The organism is Saccharopolyspora sp. NPDC000995 (genome assembly GCF_053599315.1).
Map to the genome: position 1 here is coordinate 14,278 of NZ_JBSFLZ010000094.1, position 14,915 is coordinate 29,192.

Annotated in this window: 15 protein-coding genes and 2 pseudogenes; 8 read left to right on the plus strand and 9 right to left on the minus strand. The window is 69.3% G+C overall.

From position 1 onward, the window contains the following. Positions 1-5 precede the first annotated feature (5 nt). The gene (locus ACWDKQ_RS25615; RefSeq protein ID WP_450141308.1) at positions 6-1,151 is read left to right on the plus strand and encodes a cation:proton antiporter; all 1,146 of its coding nucleotides are present in this window, start codon (positions 6-8) and stop codon (positions 1,149-1,151) included. Between the two features lie 166 nt (positions 1,152-1,317). Here the strand turns inward: ACWDKQ_RS25615 and ACWDKQ_RS25620 are convergent, their stop codons facing one another. Further along, positions 1,318-1,671: a hypothetical protein gene (locus ACWDKQ_RS25620; protein WP_450141309.1), complete on the minus strand. Its 354-nt coding sequence runs from the start codon at positions 1,669-1,671 to the stop codon at positions 1,318-1,320. A 427-nt stretch (positions 1,672-2,098) separates the two neighbouring features. Between ACWDKQ_RS25620 and ACWDKQ_RS25625 the strand changes: the two genes are divergently transcribed. Further along, positions 2,099-2,803 carry a Mut7-C RNAse domain-containing protein gene (locus tag ACWDKQ_RS25625; RefSeq protein WP_450141310.1) on the plus strand — a complete coding sequence of 235 codons (705 nt, stop codon included), beginning with the start codon at positions 2,099-2,101 and terminating at the stop codon, positions 2,801-2,803. A 15-nt stretch (positions 2,804-2,818) separates the two neighbouring features. Here the strand turns inward: ACWDKQ_RS25625 and ACWDKQ_RS25630 are convergent, their stop codons facing one another. The 6 genes and pseudogenes from ACWDKQ_RS25630 to ACWDKQ_RS25655 form a co-directional block, all read right to left on the minus strand. Further along, on the minus strand, positions 2,819-3,616 hold the full coding sequence (locus ACWDKQ_RS25630; protein WP_450141311.1) for an SGNH/GDSL hydrolase family protein: 798 nt from the start codon (positions 3,614-3,616) through the stop codon (positions 2,819-2,821). A 1,077-nt stretch (positions 3,617-4,693) separates the two neighbouring features. Further along, the gene (locus tag ACWDKQ_RS25635) at positions 4,694-5,236 is read right to left on the minus strand and encodes a GNAT family N-acetyltransferase (protein ID WP_450141312.1); all 543 of its coding nucleotides are present in this window, start codon (positions 5,234-5,236) and stop codon (positions 4,694-4,696) included. A gap of 357 nt (positions 5,237-5,593) precedes the next feature. Continuing rightward, the gene (locus ACWDKQ_RS25640) at positions 5,594-5,743 is read right to left on the minus strand and encodes a hypothetical protein (RefSeq protein WP_450141321.1); all 150 of its coding nucleotides are present in this window, start codon (positions 5,741-5,743) and stop codon (positions 5,594-5,596) included. Positions 5,744-5,798: 55 nt separating this feature from the next. Continuing rightward, a complete protein-coding gene (locus ACWDKQ_RS25645) occupies positions 5,799-6,128 on the minus strand; it encodes a hypothetical protein (protein ID WP_450141322.1) in 330 nt (109 codons plus the stop codon). Positions 6,129-6,199: 71 nt separating this feature from the next. Continuing rightward, positions 6,200-6,493: pseudogene (locus tag ACWDKQ_RS25650) on the minus strand (FAD/NAD(P)-binding oxidoreductase); the annotation flags it as partial. After that, positions 6,490-6,792, minus strand: a complete 303-nt coding sequence (locus ACWDKQ_RS25655) for a hypothetical protein (protein ID WP_450141313.1) — start codon at positions 6,790-6,792, stop codon at positions 6,490-6,492. The gene ACWDKQ_RS25655 and the pseudogene ACWDKQ_RS25650, both read right to left, overlap by 4 nt. Before the next feature lie 253 nt (positions 6,793-7,045). Between ACWDKQ_RS25655 and ACWDKQ_RS25660 the strand changes: the two genes are divergently transcribed. From ACWDKQ_RS25660 to idi, 5 genes are all read left to right on the plus strand, one after another. After that, the gene (locus ACWDKQ_RS25660) at positions 7,046-7,999 is read left to right on the plus strand and encodes a DUF1177 domain-containing protein (protein ID WP_450141314.1); all 954 of its coding nucleotides are present in this window, start codon (positions 7,046-7,048) and stop codon (positions 7,997-7,999) included. Next, positions 7,999-9,339: a cytosine permease gene (locus ACWDKQ_RS25665; RefSeq protein ID WP_450141315.1), complete on the plus strand. Its 1,341-nt coding sequence runs from the start codon at positions 7,999-8,001 to the stop codon at positions 9,337-9,339. Before ACWDKQ_RS25660 ends, ACWDKQ_RS25665 begins: the two co-directional genes overlap by 1 nt. Next, the gene (locus ACWDKQ_RS25670) at positions 9,336-10,625 is read left to right on the plus strand and encodes a M20/M25/M40 family metallo-hydrolase (protein WP_450141316.1); all 1,290 of its coding nucleotides are present in this window, start codon (positions 9,336-9,338) and stop codon (positions 10,623-10,625) included. The genes ACWDKQ_RS25665 and ACWDKQ_RS25670 overlap by 4 nt, the downstream gene beginning before the upstream one ends. 121 nt (positions 10,626-10,746) lie before the next feature. Next, positions 10,747-11,610: a zinc-binding dehydrogenase gene (locus ACWDKQ_RS25675; RefSeq protein WP_450141317.1), complete on the plus strand. Its 864-nt coding sequence runs from the start codon at positions 10,747-10,749 to the stop codon at positions 11,608-11,610. After that, positions 11,598-12,176 (plus strand): isopentenyl-diphosphate Delta-isomerase, encoded by a 579-nt coding sequence (gene idi, locus ACWDKQ_RS25680; RefSeq protein WP_450141318.1) that lies wholly within the window; start codon positions 11,598-11,600, stop codon positions 12,174-12,176. The genes ACWDKQ_RS25675 and idi overlap by 13 nt, the downstream gene beginning before the upstream one ends. 121 nt (positions 12,177-12,297) lie before the next feature. On the opposite strand, the gene ACWDKQ_RS25685 is transcribed toward idi, so the two are convergent. Together ACWDKQ_RS25685 and ACWDKQ_RS25690 are read right to left on the minus strand one after the other, a co-directional pair. Then, positions 12,298-13,608, minus strand: coding sequence for a GNAT family N-acetyltransferase (locus tag ACWDKQ_RS25685; RefSeq protein ID WP_450141319.1), 1,311 nt, complete (start codon positions 13,606-13,608; stop codon positions 12,298-12,300). Between the two features lie 198 nt (positions 13,609-13,806). Beyond that, entirely contained in the window at positions 13,807-14,460 is a 654-nt protein-coding gene (locus ACWDKQ_RS25690; RefSeq protein WP_450141320.1) for a hypothetical protein, read from the minus strand. Between the two features lie 23 nt (positions 14,461-14,483). On the opposite strand from ACWDKQ_RS25690, the pseudogene ACWDKQ_RS25695 reads away from it, so the two are divergent. Next, positions 14,484-14,803, plus strand: a pseudogene (locus tag ACWDKQ_RS25695) (transposase); the annotation flags it as partial. Positions 14,804-14,915 lie beyond the last annotated feature (112 nt).

The window sequence follows — 14,915 nt, forward strand, 5'->3', positions numbered from 1 at the left end:
CTGCCGTGCACACCTCGATCGCCCTCCTGCTGGAACTGGGGATCGTCCTGATCGTGCTCGGTGCGATCGGCACGGTGGCCCGGCGCTTCGGGGTGTCGCCGATCCCGCTGTACCTGCTGGTGGGGCTGGCGGTGGGCGAGGGCGGCATCGCACCGCTCCCGGCGGCCCGCGACTTCGTGGAACTCGGCGCGTCGATCGGGGTGGTGCTCCTGCTGCTGACCCTCGGCCTGGAGTTCTCCATCGAGGAGTTCACCGTGACGCTGCGCCAGCACGTCCCGTCCGGGCTGCTGGACATGGTTGTCAACGCCGCGCCGGGCGCGCTGGCAGGGTGGCTGCTCGGGCTGGACCTGACTGGCATCGTGGCGCTGGCCGGGATCACCTGGGTGTCGTCGTCGACGATCGTGTCCCGACTGCTGGACGACCTGCACCGGCTGGGCAACCGGGAAACTCCGGCGGTGCTGTCGATCCTGCTGCTGGAAGACTTCGCGATGGCGGTGTACCTGCCGATCCTGGCGGTGCTGGCCACCGGCGGGACGGCGCTGCACGGCCTGGCGAGCGTCGCGGTCGCGGTGGGTGTCCTGCTGCTGGCACTGGGCGCGTCGCGTCGCTGGGGGCACCGCGTCGGGCACCTGGTCGAGGACCGCGACACCGAGCAGCTACTGCTGCGGATCGTCGGGTTGGCGCTGGTGGTGGCCGCGATCGCGGAGCTGGCCGGCACTTCGGCGGCGGTCGGGGCGTTCCTGGTGGGGCTGGCGCTGACCGGCCCGTTGGCCGACCGGGTGCGCTCGCTGGTCGCGCCGCTGCGGGACCTGTTCGCGGCGGCGTTCTTCCTGGCGATCGGCATCTCCGTGGCCCCGCCCTCGCTGCTGCCGCTGCTGCCGGTGGCGATCGCACTGGCCGCCGCGACGGCGCTGACCAAGATCGGCACCGGTTGGTACGCAGCCGCCCGTGCCGGGGCAGGGCGGCGGGGCCGGTTGCGAGCCGGCAGCGTGCTGATCGTCCGCGGCGAGTTCTCGATCATCATCGTCAGCCTGGTGACCGTCCACGACGCCGTCCTCGGCCCCCTGACTACCGGCTACGTCCTGGTCCTAGCGGTGGCTGGCCCGCTGATCACCTGGTGGTTCAGCCCACCGGTCCGCCAATCCCCGTGAGCCCGGTTTGAGCAGGCCATGCACCGGCTCGGGCTGGCCGGCGATCGTGCTGGCCGCCGGGGCGGCGTGTCATCTTCGGAGTCACGCTGACCACGACCTACGGCCTGACTCGGATCCGGGTCTCTAGAGCGGCCCGCAGCGAGCCGAAAGTCCAGGACCGACCTGGTCAGCGGCGCCGGACCGCCTTGATGATGAGTTGTCCGACTACGAGGTAGACGAGCGCGGCCAGGCCGTAGTCCAGGATGACGCCCAGCAGCGCGTCGCCGGAGGTGAAGATGTCCCCCAGCCCCAGCACGAGGGTCTTGGCCATCAGGTAGACGAAGGATACGAATTCGTTTCCCCGGTTGGCATCGAAGATGACGAAAAGGACATTCAGCGCAAAAATCGCGACGGCCGCGGCGAACGCGAAGTCGAGGCCGTCCAAGCCCACTACGGCGCAGGCCATTCCCCCGAGTTCGTCAGTAGCCGGCGTCTCTGCCCGCAATGCCGGGGCTCGGGGCTCACCCCGCTCCGACCTCACCTGAGGGCATCCCTCACTGGCAGCGAACACGTGATTGCCCACGGAAGTAGGGCCCTGAAACGTGATCCGAGACATTTGGATCCCACGTCCTTGCCCATAGCCTTCGGCTGCTGGCGCCTGTGCGGATGGCGGTCACATCCGTCTGACTCACAGGCGCCAGCCTTGCACCAACTGGGCTGTCGCATGCCCTCCGGATCGAGGTGGATCCGGCCTCTTGGATCCCCGAACGCACAACGGGCGATGCCGTCATCGCATTAGCTCTCTGGAAACCCTCGCCCTCAAGCGCCCGGGTGAACACCTGAATCGTGAGGGTCGTTCGTGAATCCGGCTTCTGCTGGCGTCCGGTAGTTCGGCGGGGTGGCCAAGCCGCGCGGGATCTCCCGTTGCGGCCGACCATGGACGGGTGGTAGCGGAGACGAGCGTACACGTGCGCATCGATCCCGAGCTGTGGTTCTTCGCCGCCCCACGGTATCGGGTGGCACACCTCGACCTGCCCTACGACGGCACCGCGACAGTCGGGCACATCGCCGAGTCGCTGGGCGTTCCGCTGACCGAGGTGGGCCGCTTCCTCGTCGACGGCTCGCCCGCAACGCCCTCCCTGCAACCGCATCCCGGCGCAGTGATCGACATTCGGTCCGTCGACCGGCCGCAGTCGTTGCCACCGCGGTTCGTGCTGGACGTGCACCTCGGGAAGTTGGCTCGGCGGCTGCGGTTGCTCGGCATCGACACCGCATATCGCAACGATGCCACCGATGACGAGCTGATCCAGCAGGCCGAACGGGAGCGGCGGGTGCTGCTGACCCAGGACCGCGGCATCCTGCGCCGCCGGGTTCTGCGGGCGGGGGCCTACGTGCGGGGTGCGGACCCGGCGCGGCAGATGGTCGACGTCATCAGCCGGTTCGCGCCTCCCCTTGAGCCGTGGACCCGGTGCACTGCCTGCAACGGCGTCCTACACCCGGTGTCCAAAGAGGACGTCGAAGACGAGATCGAGCCGGGAACTCGCCGCCACTACGACGATTACGCGCGCTGCGAGGACTGCGCGCAGGTGTACTGGCGAGGCGCGCACTCCCGGCGGATCGACGCGATAATCCGGTCCGCACGCGCCGCGCACCCCCGGCTCGACCAGTGGTGACCACGATTTCAGGGATCAGCCGGTGATTTCGTTGAGCACCGGCAGGTACGCCTTGGCATGGCCGTCGGTGTCCGGGTGGAAGGACTCCACCAGTGGGTTGCTCGGGCCGTTGATCCACTCGTCGCAGGAGCAGACGCCGTGCCCGGCGAACGCGTCGCGGGTGTCGGCGAAGGTGAACCCGGCTGCCTCCGCACGACCCGAGATCACCTCGGCCAGCACGTCGGCACCATCGTTGATCCGCTGCCGCTTCGCGTCGGAGAAGAACGGGATGCCGCAGTCGCCGAGTTCGTTGAGGCGCGGGTAGCCGAGCACCACGACCTTGGCGTTCGGCGCGCCCTCGCGGATGTTCGCGTAGGTGGTGTCGAGCTTGTCGGGCAGTTCGTTGCGGGCCCGGTCCTCGCCCTTGCTGACCGCGGAATCGCAGCGGGCGTCGTCACCCAGCAGGCAGTCCCTGATGACGCTGCTGAAGCCGGTGTCGTTGCCACCGATGGAGATGGTGACCAGCGTGGTGCCTGCGCTGAGCTTGTCGAGTTGACCGGAGTTGACGTCGCCGGTGACCGCCCCGGAGCAGGCTTCGAACGCGAAGCTGGCGACGTCGTGCGAATCGGCCCACAGTTGCGCGTAGGCCTTGGGGCTGCGCAGGCAGTCCCCACTGTCTTCGAAGTAGTCCCGGGTGCCGACCCCTGATGCGTAGGAGTCGCCCAGTGCTGCGTAGTGCTCGGCGCCGGGGGCGGCGACCGCCGGAGTAGCCAGCACCGTGCCAGCCGTGATCAGAGCCACGGCGGCACCGACGACGTGCCGTAAGTGACGCATTCTTCCTCCGATCGGAGAGGGAAAACGCCACAATTGAAGGAGAACCTTGTCGGAAACGGCCGAATTGGCGAGTACCCGCCAGCAACAGCCGACGCGGCACAGCGCGCTGCTCGGCAACAGCCGACGTACGGCTGTTTCCCGGAGTACGGACCGCCACCGTGGACGCCTGCACGTTGGGCCGAATGCCGGTCGTGCGGGTACGTCGAATAGCCCAATCCTGGACCGCTCGTGCCGCCGCGGTTTCGGAGGATCGCACCGAACGGGCCGTCGGGGGCAGCCGCCGACCTGCTGCGCGTGGCATCGTGCTAACTGCCCGGCACCCAATCCTCACCCAACCTGACCGACGGCCAGTGGCGGGCCATCGGTGACCCATCACAGCAGGTCACGCCGGTGGGCGGGTGACGTTCTCGCAGCCACCCAAGATCGACGCCGAAACCGCTGATCAGGCGATGCGCGCCAGCGCCGTCAGGGCGCATCGCACGTGGGCGGGGACGACCTTCGAGCACCGCCAGACCGCGGTGGCCGGTCGCGGTGGAGGCCGACGGCGCTGGTCCACCGTGCAACGCTCACCGCGTTCCAATCCGTCCACCAAACGTCACTTGTTGTGATCACGGTAACTGAGCGGACGCACGAGCAACGTGGAGGTGTTGGCGTTGGAGGATTGGCCTCGGTGGTTGCCTTCTCCTGGATTGCGGGCGCTGGAAACACATTTCGTGCTTCGCCCCGGCGGGACTGGCGAGTGCGGCGCGGAAGTCATGTGGGCCGCCGTCGGGCATCCGACCACGGCCCGGCCACGTTGCGCGGTTTGCATGCGGATCGCGGAAGCGCCGACAGGGCATCGCTCCGGCGCGCTCCGACACGGCCAGCAGCCAGGGCGCGGCGACGCACCACTTGCGAAAGCAGGAAATGCGTCGAGCGGTCAAGCTGACCTGACTATCCACATCCGGCGATCACGCACCGGGAAAACTTGTCATGTGCTGGCTGCAGCTGGCACCCTCACCGCGATCAATCACGTTCAAGCGGTCTCGTGCATGTCGCATCGCGTTCGTGGCGAGCGCGGAGAGGCTTGGTGGACGGTTACCAGGCGTCGCCGTCCCGCCAGTCGCAGGTAAGGGATCCCGTCAGGTCCAATGGGACTTCCACCGGGAAGACGAAAATGACGTCGTCTTCGTCCTCCGTGCGTTGAACTCCCGTCGGAGCCAGGGCGAACGTCGGCCCGTGCCAACGCTGCCAGCCCCGCGCCTCGTACAGCGCCGCTCCTTCATCGCTCGCGCCCAGAGCTCCGAGGTCGTAGGCGCGGCGGATCACACCCTCCAGCTCCGCCATCATCGCCGCCGCGATGCCCCGGCGGCGTCGGTCCGCGCGCACCGCGACGCCCTCGATGTAGCCGGCGCGCAGGGCTCGGTCGACGTGCAGGAGACGCCGTTGGACCACCGCCGCGTGGCCGATCAGCTCGTTCCCTTCCCACGCCAGGGCGTGGATGCCGCCCAGGCAGTGCTCCCAGTCGTGCTCTGCCATGTCGTCTTCGAACACGTCCCAGAGCAGTGCCCGGGCGGCTTTGCGTGTCGCTTCGTCGAGGTCGGCGGTATGCGTGGTACGCACTTCGGTCATACCGCCCATCCTGGCAGCGATCAGGGCATTCCGGCGACCGATTTGTCCGCCAGCGCGGACCCGCCGGTAGCCGTACGGCAGAGCAGCTTCAGCGAGCGAGCACTGTGTGCGGCGCGCTGCTGCACCGCCTCTTCCACAGTTCGCGGTAAGGGACCTCTTCTCACTGGCACACGACCGTGTCGGGCGTCAGCCACTCGGACCAGCCTGACCCAACCGAATGGACTTGGGCCAGCGCTCGGGCGAATCTTCGTCCGCTGTAGACCTTCACGAGTGCGTCGCGTACTTGGGTTCCACCTGGCGCCAGCTGGTGGCGCCGACGTGAACTGCCGCCGCGAGCTTGGCGACGGTTCCTTCGCCGGCAGCGAGCTAGGCGCCGCCGATGCCGGTCGCTTTCACTGCGAACACTCCCGGCGTGGACGTCCGCTGTGCCGCGTCGACCTCGACGAAGCCGTCGGTGATCCGGCAACGCGCGGCCAGCGCCAGCTCCAGCTGCTGCACGAAGCGTGCCCGACGCAAACGGCATCGACCTCGAACTGGCTTTGGGTACCGGGAATCGGTCGCCATTGCGCGTCTACTTTGGACGTGGCGACCTCGCGCACGCGGTCGTCTCCGCGCCCGCAATAACTGCGGTGCGGGTCCGGCACGGCACCCGACCGGCGAAGCGGGCCGCGTAGCCCGCGAGCTCCCGGAACTTGCCGAGCTTCCCTGCGGCCGCCGCCAGCTGCCGCAGCCACGCGGCCGGGTTCCCGGCATCCAGCACGCCGACGACCTCGGCGCACACGTCGAGCTGCGACTCGGCCACCGGCAGCAGGAACGGCCCGGTTCCGGCCACCAGCACCCGCTGCCCGACCGCGATCCGCTGGCCCTTCGCCATCGCCTGCGCGGCCCCGGCGCTGACCACCCCGGGCAGGTCCCACCGGGGAACGGGAGGACCCGGTCGTGCGCCCCGGTGGCCGGCACCAGCGCATCGGCGCGCAGTGCCGTCAACCGACGATCCGGAGCATCGGCTGGTCCACTTTGGATCTTGATCCGCCGATCCGGTTCCAGTGACCACACCGTGCCGCTGGGCAGGTGCCGGATCCGCGGGCTCGCCAGGACTTCGTCCCGCAGCGCCCGGAACGACCGCCAACCGTGCTGGATGCGCTCCGGTCGCCGCGCCGCGAACCGCTCCGGGAGCTGGCGGTGGAACTGCCCGCCGAGCTGCTCGGCGGCGTAGACCAGCACCACCTCGGCACCGGCCCGCGCGGCTTGCACGGCCGCGTTCATGCCCGCAGGCCCGCCGCCGCCGACCGTCTCGTAGGTGCGCGGCAGCTGCGCCGGGAAACAGACGTAGTCCCCGGCCCCAGCTCGGACGGCGAATCCGCCGGTCCGACCCGCAGCTTCCGTTCCGTCACAACGACGTGCTCTCGGCCGGGGTGCCCGTAGGAGTGCTGCACCTCGCCGGGTCGCACCCGCTGGTCGTAGACCTCCAGCACCGAGGAGGTCAGGTCGAGCCGCCGCAGCATCCGCAGGTCGACGGCTTTGCAGCTGAGCACCCCCAGCCCGGCGGAGCGCACCGGCACCACGTCGGGCTCGGCGCGCTCTACCCCGCGAAGCGGCGTTTTGCAAATAACGGGATTTCCTTGCTCGTCGGGTCAGCGACAGCGCACCGTAACTGGCACGGCGGTCGCCGGAGATGTCCTAAGTACAGCTCCGGCGGATGCCTCACCAACCACCAGGCCGCTAGATCGGGCGGTTGCCCGTCCTCCCGAGTGCTCGCGGCCTGCAGGCGGTTTGCGGTGCGCCGCAGCGCGCATCCCGATTTCCCAAGGGGCTCGAATGCTCAAGCACGTCCTGGACGTGGTGGATCTCCTCGACGATCCGAAGATCACCGGCGCCAGCGTGGTCGCCTACCTCGACGCGGTGGCCGGCGAGTCCGGGCTGGCCACCAGCACCACCGTCGAAGGCCACCAGGGCACGACCGACTTCGTGCAGGTCCTCATCCCCGGCTCTGGCGGCAAGACATCCGGCGGCGACGCCCCGACGCTGGGCGTCGTGGGTCGACTCGGCGGCATCGGCGCCCGCCCCGAGGTGACCGGTTTCGTCTCCGACGGCGACGGCGCCGCCGCGGCCATCTCGACCGCGGCGAAGCTGCTGTCCATGCGCGCCCGCGGCGACGTGCTACCCGGCGACATCCTGATCAGCACGCACGTGTCCCCGGACGCCCCGACCCGGCCGCACGAGCCGGTGCCGTTCATGGACTCGCCGGTCGGCATCGCCACCATGAACGCCCACGAGGTCAGCGACGGCATGGACGCGGTGCTGTCCATCGACACCACCAAGGGCAACCGGATCATCAACCACAAAGGCCTGGCGCTGTCGCCGACGGTCAAGCAGGGCTGGGTGCTGCGGGTCGCCGACCGGCTGGGCACCCTGCTGGAGACCGTCACCGGCGAGCCGCTGGTGACCTACCCGGTGACCACCCAGGACATCACTCCGTACGGCAACGGCGTCTACCACATCAACTCGATCCTCCAGCCGGCCACTGCGACCGACGCCCCGGTGGTGGGCCTGGCGATCGTGGCCGCCACCGCCGTGCCCGGCTGCGCCACCGGCGCCAGCCACGAGGCCGACATCGCCGCCGCGGCCCGCTACGCCGTCGAAGTCGCCAAGGAGTTCGGCGCTGGCCAGCTGACTTTCCACGACCAGGCCGAGTTCGACAAACTTGTCGCCCGCTACGGCTCCCTCGCCCACCTGCAGACCATGGGCGCCCTGCCCGCCGAGGAGGAGTGATGACCGCAGCGCAATCCACCGAGGCCGCGCCGGGCAAGAAGATCGGCAGCGACGACTACTCGCTGCGCCGCGTCCCGCGGGACGCGCGCTACGGGTTCGGGTCGATGCTGCTGCAGTGGCTCGGGCAGTCCGGCTCGCTGTCCCAGTTCGTGCTGGGCGCCTCGCTGGGCATCGCGATGGGGTTCTGGGACGCCTTCTGGGCGTTCACCCTCGGCGCGGTGCTGCTGGAAATCGTGATCTTCCTGGTCGGCCTCGCCGGGCAGCGCGAGGGCCTGGCGATGACCATGCTCACCCGCTTCGCCGGGTTCGGCCGCAACGGCTCGGCGCTGGTCAGCCTCGTCATCGCGATCAGCATGATCGGCTGGTTCGGGGTGCAGAACGGCATCTTCGGCAAGAGCATGCAGTCGCTGGTCGGCGGCCCGGTGTGGCTGTGGTGCGCGATCTCCGGCGTCGTGCTGACCGTGTTGGTGATCTACGGCTTCAGGTACATGATGGTGCTGGCCAAGATCGCCGTGCCGCTGTTCTTTGCGCTGGTGGCCTGGAGCGTGATCAGCACGCTGTCGCAGCACTCCATCGGCGAGCTGATCGCCCGGGACCCGACGGCCGCGGCGATGTCCATCCCCGCGGCTGCGACCATCGTGGCCGGCGGCTTCATGTCCGGCGCGGTCGTCGCCCCCGACATGACCCGCTACAACCGCAAGGGCTGGCACGTCCTGCTACAGAGCTCGTGCTCGATGATCCTCAGCGAGTACATCGTCGGCATGACCGGCGTGCTGCTCGGGCAGCTGGTGGGCAGCAAGGACGTGACCTCGATCGTGCTGTCCACGTCCGGCTTCGCCGGATTGATCATCGTGATCCTGTCCACCGCGAAGATCAACGACTGGAACCTCTACGCGTCCTCGCTGGGCGTGGTGAACTTCGTCGACACGGTGTTCGGCAAACGCCTGCACCGCGCGTCGGTCACGCTCGTGATCGGCATCCTCGGCACCGTGCTGTCGGCGGTGGGCTTCCTTGAGCACTTCACCGACTTCCTGAAGATCCTGGGCGTGGCGATCCCGCCGATCGGCGGCATCATCGTCGCTGAGTACTGGGTGGCCCGCCGGATGCGCGGCGAACTGGACCGCACCCGCCCGTCCGGCACGCTGCCGGACAAGGTGGCCACTTGGGTGCCGGCGACGCTGCTGGTGTGGGTCGCGGGCTTCGGCGTCGGCTACTTCATCGACGCGGGCATTCCGGCGCTCAACTCGCTGCTGACCGGTTTCCTGCTCTACATGGTGCTGTCCTTCGCCGGGCTGGCGCGCCCGGTGGGGATTTCAACGCTGGAAGGCCCCAGGCCATGAGCGGGGCCGGGGACGAGGTCGTCGCCCTGTGCCGGGACCTGATCCGCATCGACACCTCCAACCCGACCAGCAACGAGCGCGCGGCGGCCGAGTACGTCGCGGCGAAGCTCGCCGAGGTCGGTGTGGAGTCCACATTGGTCGAGAGCGCGCCAGGCCGGGCCAGCGTGATCGCCCGCATCGAGGGCGAAGATCCGTCGCGGGGCGCGCTGCTGATGCACGGCCACCTCGACGTGGTGCCGGCGGATGCCAGCGAGTGGACCTTCGACCCGTTCGGCGGGGAGGTCCACGACGGCTGCCTGTGGGGTCGCGGCGCGATCGACATGAAGGACTTCGACGCCGTCATTCTCGCGGTGGCGCGGGAATTCGCCCGCACCGGGCGGAAACCGCCGCGGGACATCGTGTTCGGCTTCCTCGCCGACGAGGAGGACGGCGGCAAGTTCGGCTCGCACTGGCTGGTGCGCAACCGGCCGGAACTGTTCGACGGGGTCACCGAGGCGATCACTGAGGGCGGCGGGGTGTCGTTCGACCTGGGCAACGGCCAGCGGCTGTACCCGATCGAGAACGCCCAGCGCGGCCAGGCGTGGCTGCGGCTGATCGCCACCGGCCGGGCCGGGCACGGTTCTTCGCCCAACGACGAGAACGCCGTCACCGACCTCGCCGAGTCGCTGGCCCGCATCGGGCGGCACCGGTTCCCGGTGCGGCTGATCGAGCCGGTGCGGGTGCTGCTGGAGCGCGCCGCCGAACTGCTTGGCACCGACTTCGAACCGTCCGATGTGGACGGCGGCCTCAAGAAAATGGGGCCGGTGGCCGACCTGGTCGACGTGATACTTCGGAACTCGGCGAACCCCACGATGATCGAGGGCGGCTACCAGACCAACGTCATCCCGGGCCGCGCCACTGCCGCGGTGGACGGGCGGTTCCTGCCCGGCCACGAGCAGGAGTTGCTGGACACCATCGATTCCCTGCTGCTGCCGTCGGTGCGCCGCGAGTTCATCCACCACGACGTGGCGATGCAGACCGAGTTCTCCGGCACCCTGGTCGACGCGATGTGCGCGGCGGTCCGCGCGGAGGACCCGGACGGCCACCCGGCCCCGTACTGCAATGCGGGCGGGACCGACAACAAGGCGTTCGCGACGATCGGCATCAACGGCTTCGGGTTCAAGGCCCTCCGGGTGCCGCCGGACCTGCCGTACTCGCGGATGTTCCACGGCGTAGACGAGCGGATCCCGCTGGAATCGCTGCGGTTCTCCACGCGGGTGATGCAGCGGCTGCTGCAAACTTGCTGAACCACCCCGAGCCGGCCGCGATTCCCGTTGGAATCGCGGCCGGTTCGGTCAGCGGGCCAAGGCCAGGCTCCAGTCCAGGTCGCCGCCTGTCTCGACTGCCGGAGGGCCGTCGCGGAAGAGCGTGCCTGTCGCCCACCTCGGCATAGTCAGCGGCGGCTACGCCGAGCGGGCGGTCCGCGACGTCGAGGCACTGCAAGTGCTGCCCGCCGGCATCGACTTCGGCGCGGCGGTCGCGATGATCGGCACCGGGCGGCCATGTCCATCCTGCGCACCGCGCAGCCGACCGCCGACGACGTCATGCTGGTCACCTCGGCCGCCGGCGGAATCGGCGCGCTGGCGGTGCACCCGCAACATCGGCGCGACCGTGGTGGGTGCGGCCGGTGGGGCGGCCAAGGTCTCCAAAGTGCGGGAGTTCGGTGCCGACGTCGCCGTCGACTACACCGCGCCGAACTGGGCCCAGTCGATCCGAGAGGCCCTCGGCGGGCGCGCGGTGAGCCTGGTGCTCGACGGCGCCGGCGGCGAGTACGGCCGCGCCGCCTTCAACCTCCTCGGGCCCGGCGGCCGGATCACCATGTCCGGCAGGGACTTCGGCGAGCACCATTTCACCTCCGACGACCTGCTCGCCCGCACGCTGGCCGCGAACGTCGCCCTCGGACCGAACCTGCTGAAGGTGCCCGGTGGCATGCGGACCCTGGAGAACGAGGCGCTGGCCGCCCTCGCCGACGGCAGCCTGCGGCCGCTGGTCGGACCGCCGTTCGCACTGGCCGAAGCGGCCGGGCGCATGCCGCCCTGGAGAACCGCGAAACCTATGGCAAGGTGGTGTTGCGGCCGACGCCGTGAGACGCGAGAACCAGCGGTGTTCACCCGACCGGGTCGTGATCGAGATCGTGTAGCGGGCACCGCCCGGTGTGTCGTAACGTCCCGGCCTGGTGCGCTGTTCGGCACACCGAGTAAAGCCCTGGAGGTACGGCTGTGGAACAGGTAGTTCTGCTCGACGAATCCGGTCAAGCGATCGGGGTCGAGGACAAGGCGATCGTGCACCACCAGGACACACCGCTGCACCTGGCCTTCTCCTGCTACGTGTTCAACGACCGGGGCGAGTTCCTGCTGACCCAGCGGGCGCACCACAAGCACACCTTCCCGAGCGTGTGGACCAACACCTGCTGCGGCCACCCGGCGCCCGAAGAGGACATGAAGGCGGCGATCACCCGGCGGCTCGGCGAGGAGCTCGGGCTCACCGTGCGCGGACTGGAGCTGGTGCTGCCCGGCTTCCAGTACCGCGCCACGATGCCCAACGGCGTGGTGGAGAACGAGAAGTGCCCGGTGTTCGTCGCCTTCACCGAGAACACCCCGCAGCCCAACCCGGACGAGGTCGCCGCAACCCGCTGGGTGGGCTGGAAAGAGTTCAGCACGGAGGTCCTCGCAGACGAGACCGAGGTGTCCCCGTGGTGCGCGCTGCAGATCCGCCAGCTGGCCGAGCTCGGCCCGGAACCGACCCAATGGCCCAAGGGTGCCGCGGCCGACTTGCCCCCCGCCGCGCATGTGAGCTGACCGCCCTCCAGGTCAGCTCCACCCCTTCGGTTTCCGGGAGCGCCGACGCCACTGCCTCACCATCGGCCAGCACCAGCAGCATCCGCCCGACGCCGCCGCGGGCAGGCTGCGCGCACCCCGACTACGTCACCGCGGAGCCGGCCTTCCGTCGCAGTTCCCGCGACCAGCTCCACTCGCCCGGCTCCGGCACACCGACCAGTCGCAGCCCGGCACCACGCAGCGTCCGCGCGATCGCAGTGTTATCGACGTGGGTGTGCGCGGTCAGCGTGCCGATCCCCAGCTCCTCGGCCTGCTCGACCAGCTTGCGCGCCAAGGCGGTCCCGACGCCCTGCCGCTGCCAGTCGTCGCGGACCAGCAGGGCCAGCTCCCCGGAATCCCCGTCGTAGATCAGGTTCCCCATGCCGACCACGTGCCCGTCCGGCGCCAGCGCCAGCAGAGATCGCCCCAGGGCAGGGGTGAGCAGCCGCTGCAGGCCGCGCTCCCCCGGCGTCGGTCCGGGGCTGAAGTAGCGCCGGTAGCGGGCCGCGCTGGAACAGCGCTCGTGGAACGCCGAAACCAGCTCCACGTCCGCCCGGTCCGCGAGCCGGACCGTCAACTCCGCGCCGCTGGCGGTGCGCGCGACGTCCAGCACCAGCCGCACCCGCGCGCGGCAGCTCTCGGCCAGGTCCACTATGGCCCGCGCCCGCGCGAACTCCGCCGGGGTGAAGGAACCACCAGGCCGCTTTAGAACTAGCACCCCGCCGCCGGGGTCCGCCAAGCACATCGCGCCGCCCGTGAACGAGCCGACCTCCAGCGGCGGCTCGGGCGCTTCCTGCCAGTGCACCGCGACCTGCCCCAGCAGTGCGCGCAGCGCCCGGATCAGGTCGGTGCGGCCGTTGACGAGGTCGATCGCCAAGTTCGCGGTCCGGGTCGGCACGTCGTCGAGCTCGCGGACGTCCGCCCGCTCCGCGGTTACCTCGCAACCACCGGCGGTCTCGACGGCGGCGATCAGCTCCCGCCTGCTCACCCGCGTCGGCACGTGCAGCAGCACCTCGTCCACCACGCCACCGGCCACGGGGTGGACCTGCATGGTCCGGATGTCCGCGCCGAGCGCGGCCAAGGCACCGGCCAGGCGCGCCAACCTGCCCGGCGTGTCGGTCACCGACGCCCGCAGCCGCCACAGCGTCTGCTGCACGCTCACGACCTCCGGGATCGGCACGGCGGCCGGCGCGGTGGTCTCGACGGACGGGCGCTGGCGATGCCGCCACCACCTCGCGGCACCCGCTACCAGCACAACGGCACCGATGGACAGCAGCGCCAGCGATCCGCCGGCCTGGCTCTGCAAACCGGTGACGAACACGTTCGCCGTCCCCGCCGCCAGGAGCAGGGCGGCCAGCTCGATGAGTTCGCGGGTCCAATCCCCGCGCCCGTGGCAATGCTGTCCGGAAGTCATGCCGCAATGCTTCCCGCGCTGTATTGCGGGCGCTTGACCTGGAATGACAGCGGGGTTAACAGGCGAAAGTCACACCGCCAGGCGGTCCTTCACCACCACGCCGTCGGCAGCTGGCACCGCGACGTGCGTCATCACCGACTCCCTCGGACTGGAGGCGGAACTGGCTGCCGGAATCCCCGAAGGCAGCCGGGAAGCCGCTCAGAGGGTCGAGTCCGTCTGGCGCGGACTGCGCCTGTTCGCCGCGGAATCCGGCCAGCGAGCGTAAGACCAGGTTTTTTGATCGCCGTGTAACGCGGCAAAACGTTCTTTCGCCGCAATTGACTCACGGGTGACGGATTCATAGAGAGCCCAGCTGTGATCACGACCATCGGGCGAACCGTCCCCGATGTCCGCACCGGAACGCGGTGATCTACCCGCCGCGCCCGGCTTCCTCGTCTCGAACGACGTGCCCGGCATTCCGATGACACCTCCGAGCCGAACCTGGGCCTTCGGAACAGATCGCGACTCGCGAACGGAGACGTGCAACCGTGTTTCGGATTTCCCGCTGGAGATCCTCGCTCGCTCTCGCCGCAGTCCCTTGCGGACGATGCGGAACACCCCGTCGCCGTCGTCGGCCAAGCCCTGGCCCAGCACGGTGGCCAGCAGCCGCACGGCCTTGTCCACGCCCTCACCCAGCTCGTGGTCGTCCAGCAGGGCCAGCAGCGCGTACCCGTCCCGAGCCCGTGAGTCGATCAATTCCTCCCGGGCGTCGTGGTCGTCCCAGTCGATCTGCGGTTTCGCCGTGCTGGCGTAGTCATCCTCTAGAGGGCATTTGATCTCGTTTGATGTTGATCTGTCCGTTTCAGATAGCACCTGATAGTTTGATCAACTTGTGAGTGTCCGGCGCGTACCCCAGCGACCTGTCCGATGCCCGATGGGCGTTGATCGAGCCGACGTTGACGGCATGGCGTGCCGCGCGGCGCGGGCCGGGCGTGGCGGCGAGGGTCGCGCGGCGACCCCGACTGCGGCGATCATTGACTCCCGGAGTGTCAAAACGTCGTGCAATGTCGGTGAGTCCAGCCAGGGAATTGATGTAGGCAAAAAGATCAAGGGCAGGAAGCGGCATATCGCCACCGATGTATTGGGCCTCTTGCTTGTTGTGATCACCACTGCTGCGTCGGCGCAGGATTCCGCTGGTGGAAAACAAGTTCTGGATCACCTGACTGCTGAGCATCCCAGGTTCCACAGATCAGGTTGCTGACTAGTCCGTGAAAACGTGGGTTGATCTGCGGGAATGCTGATTGGCCCGGTGACGGGGCGTGTCACTA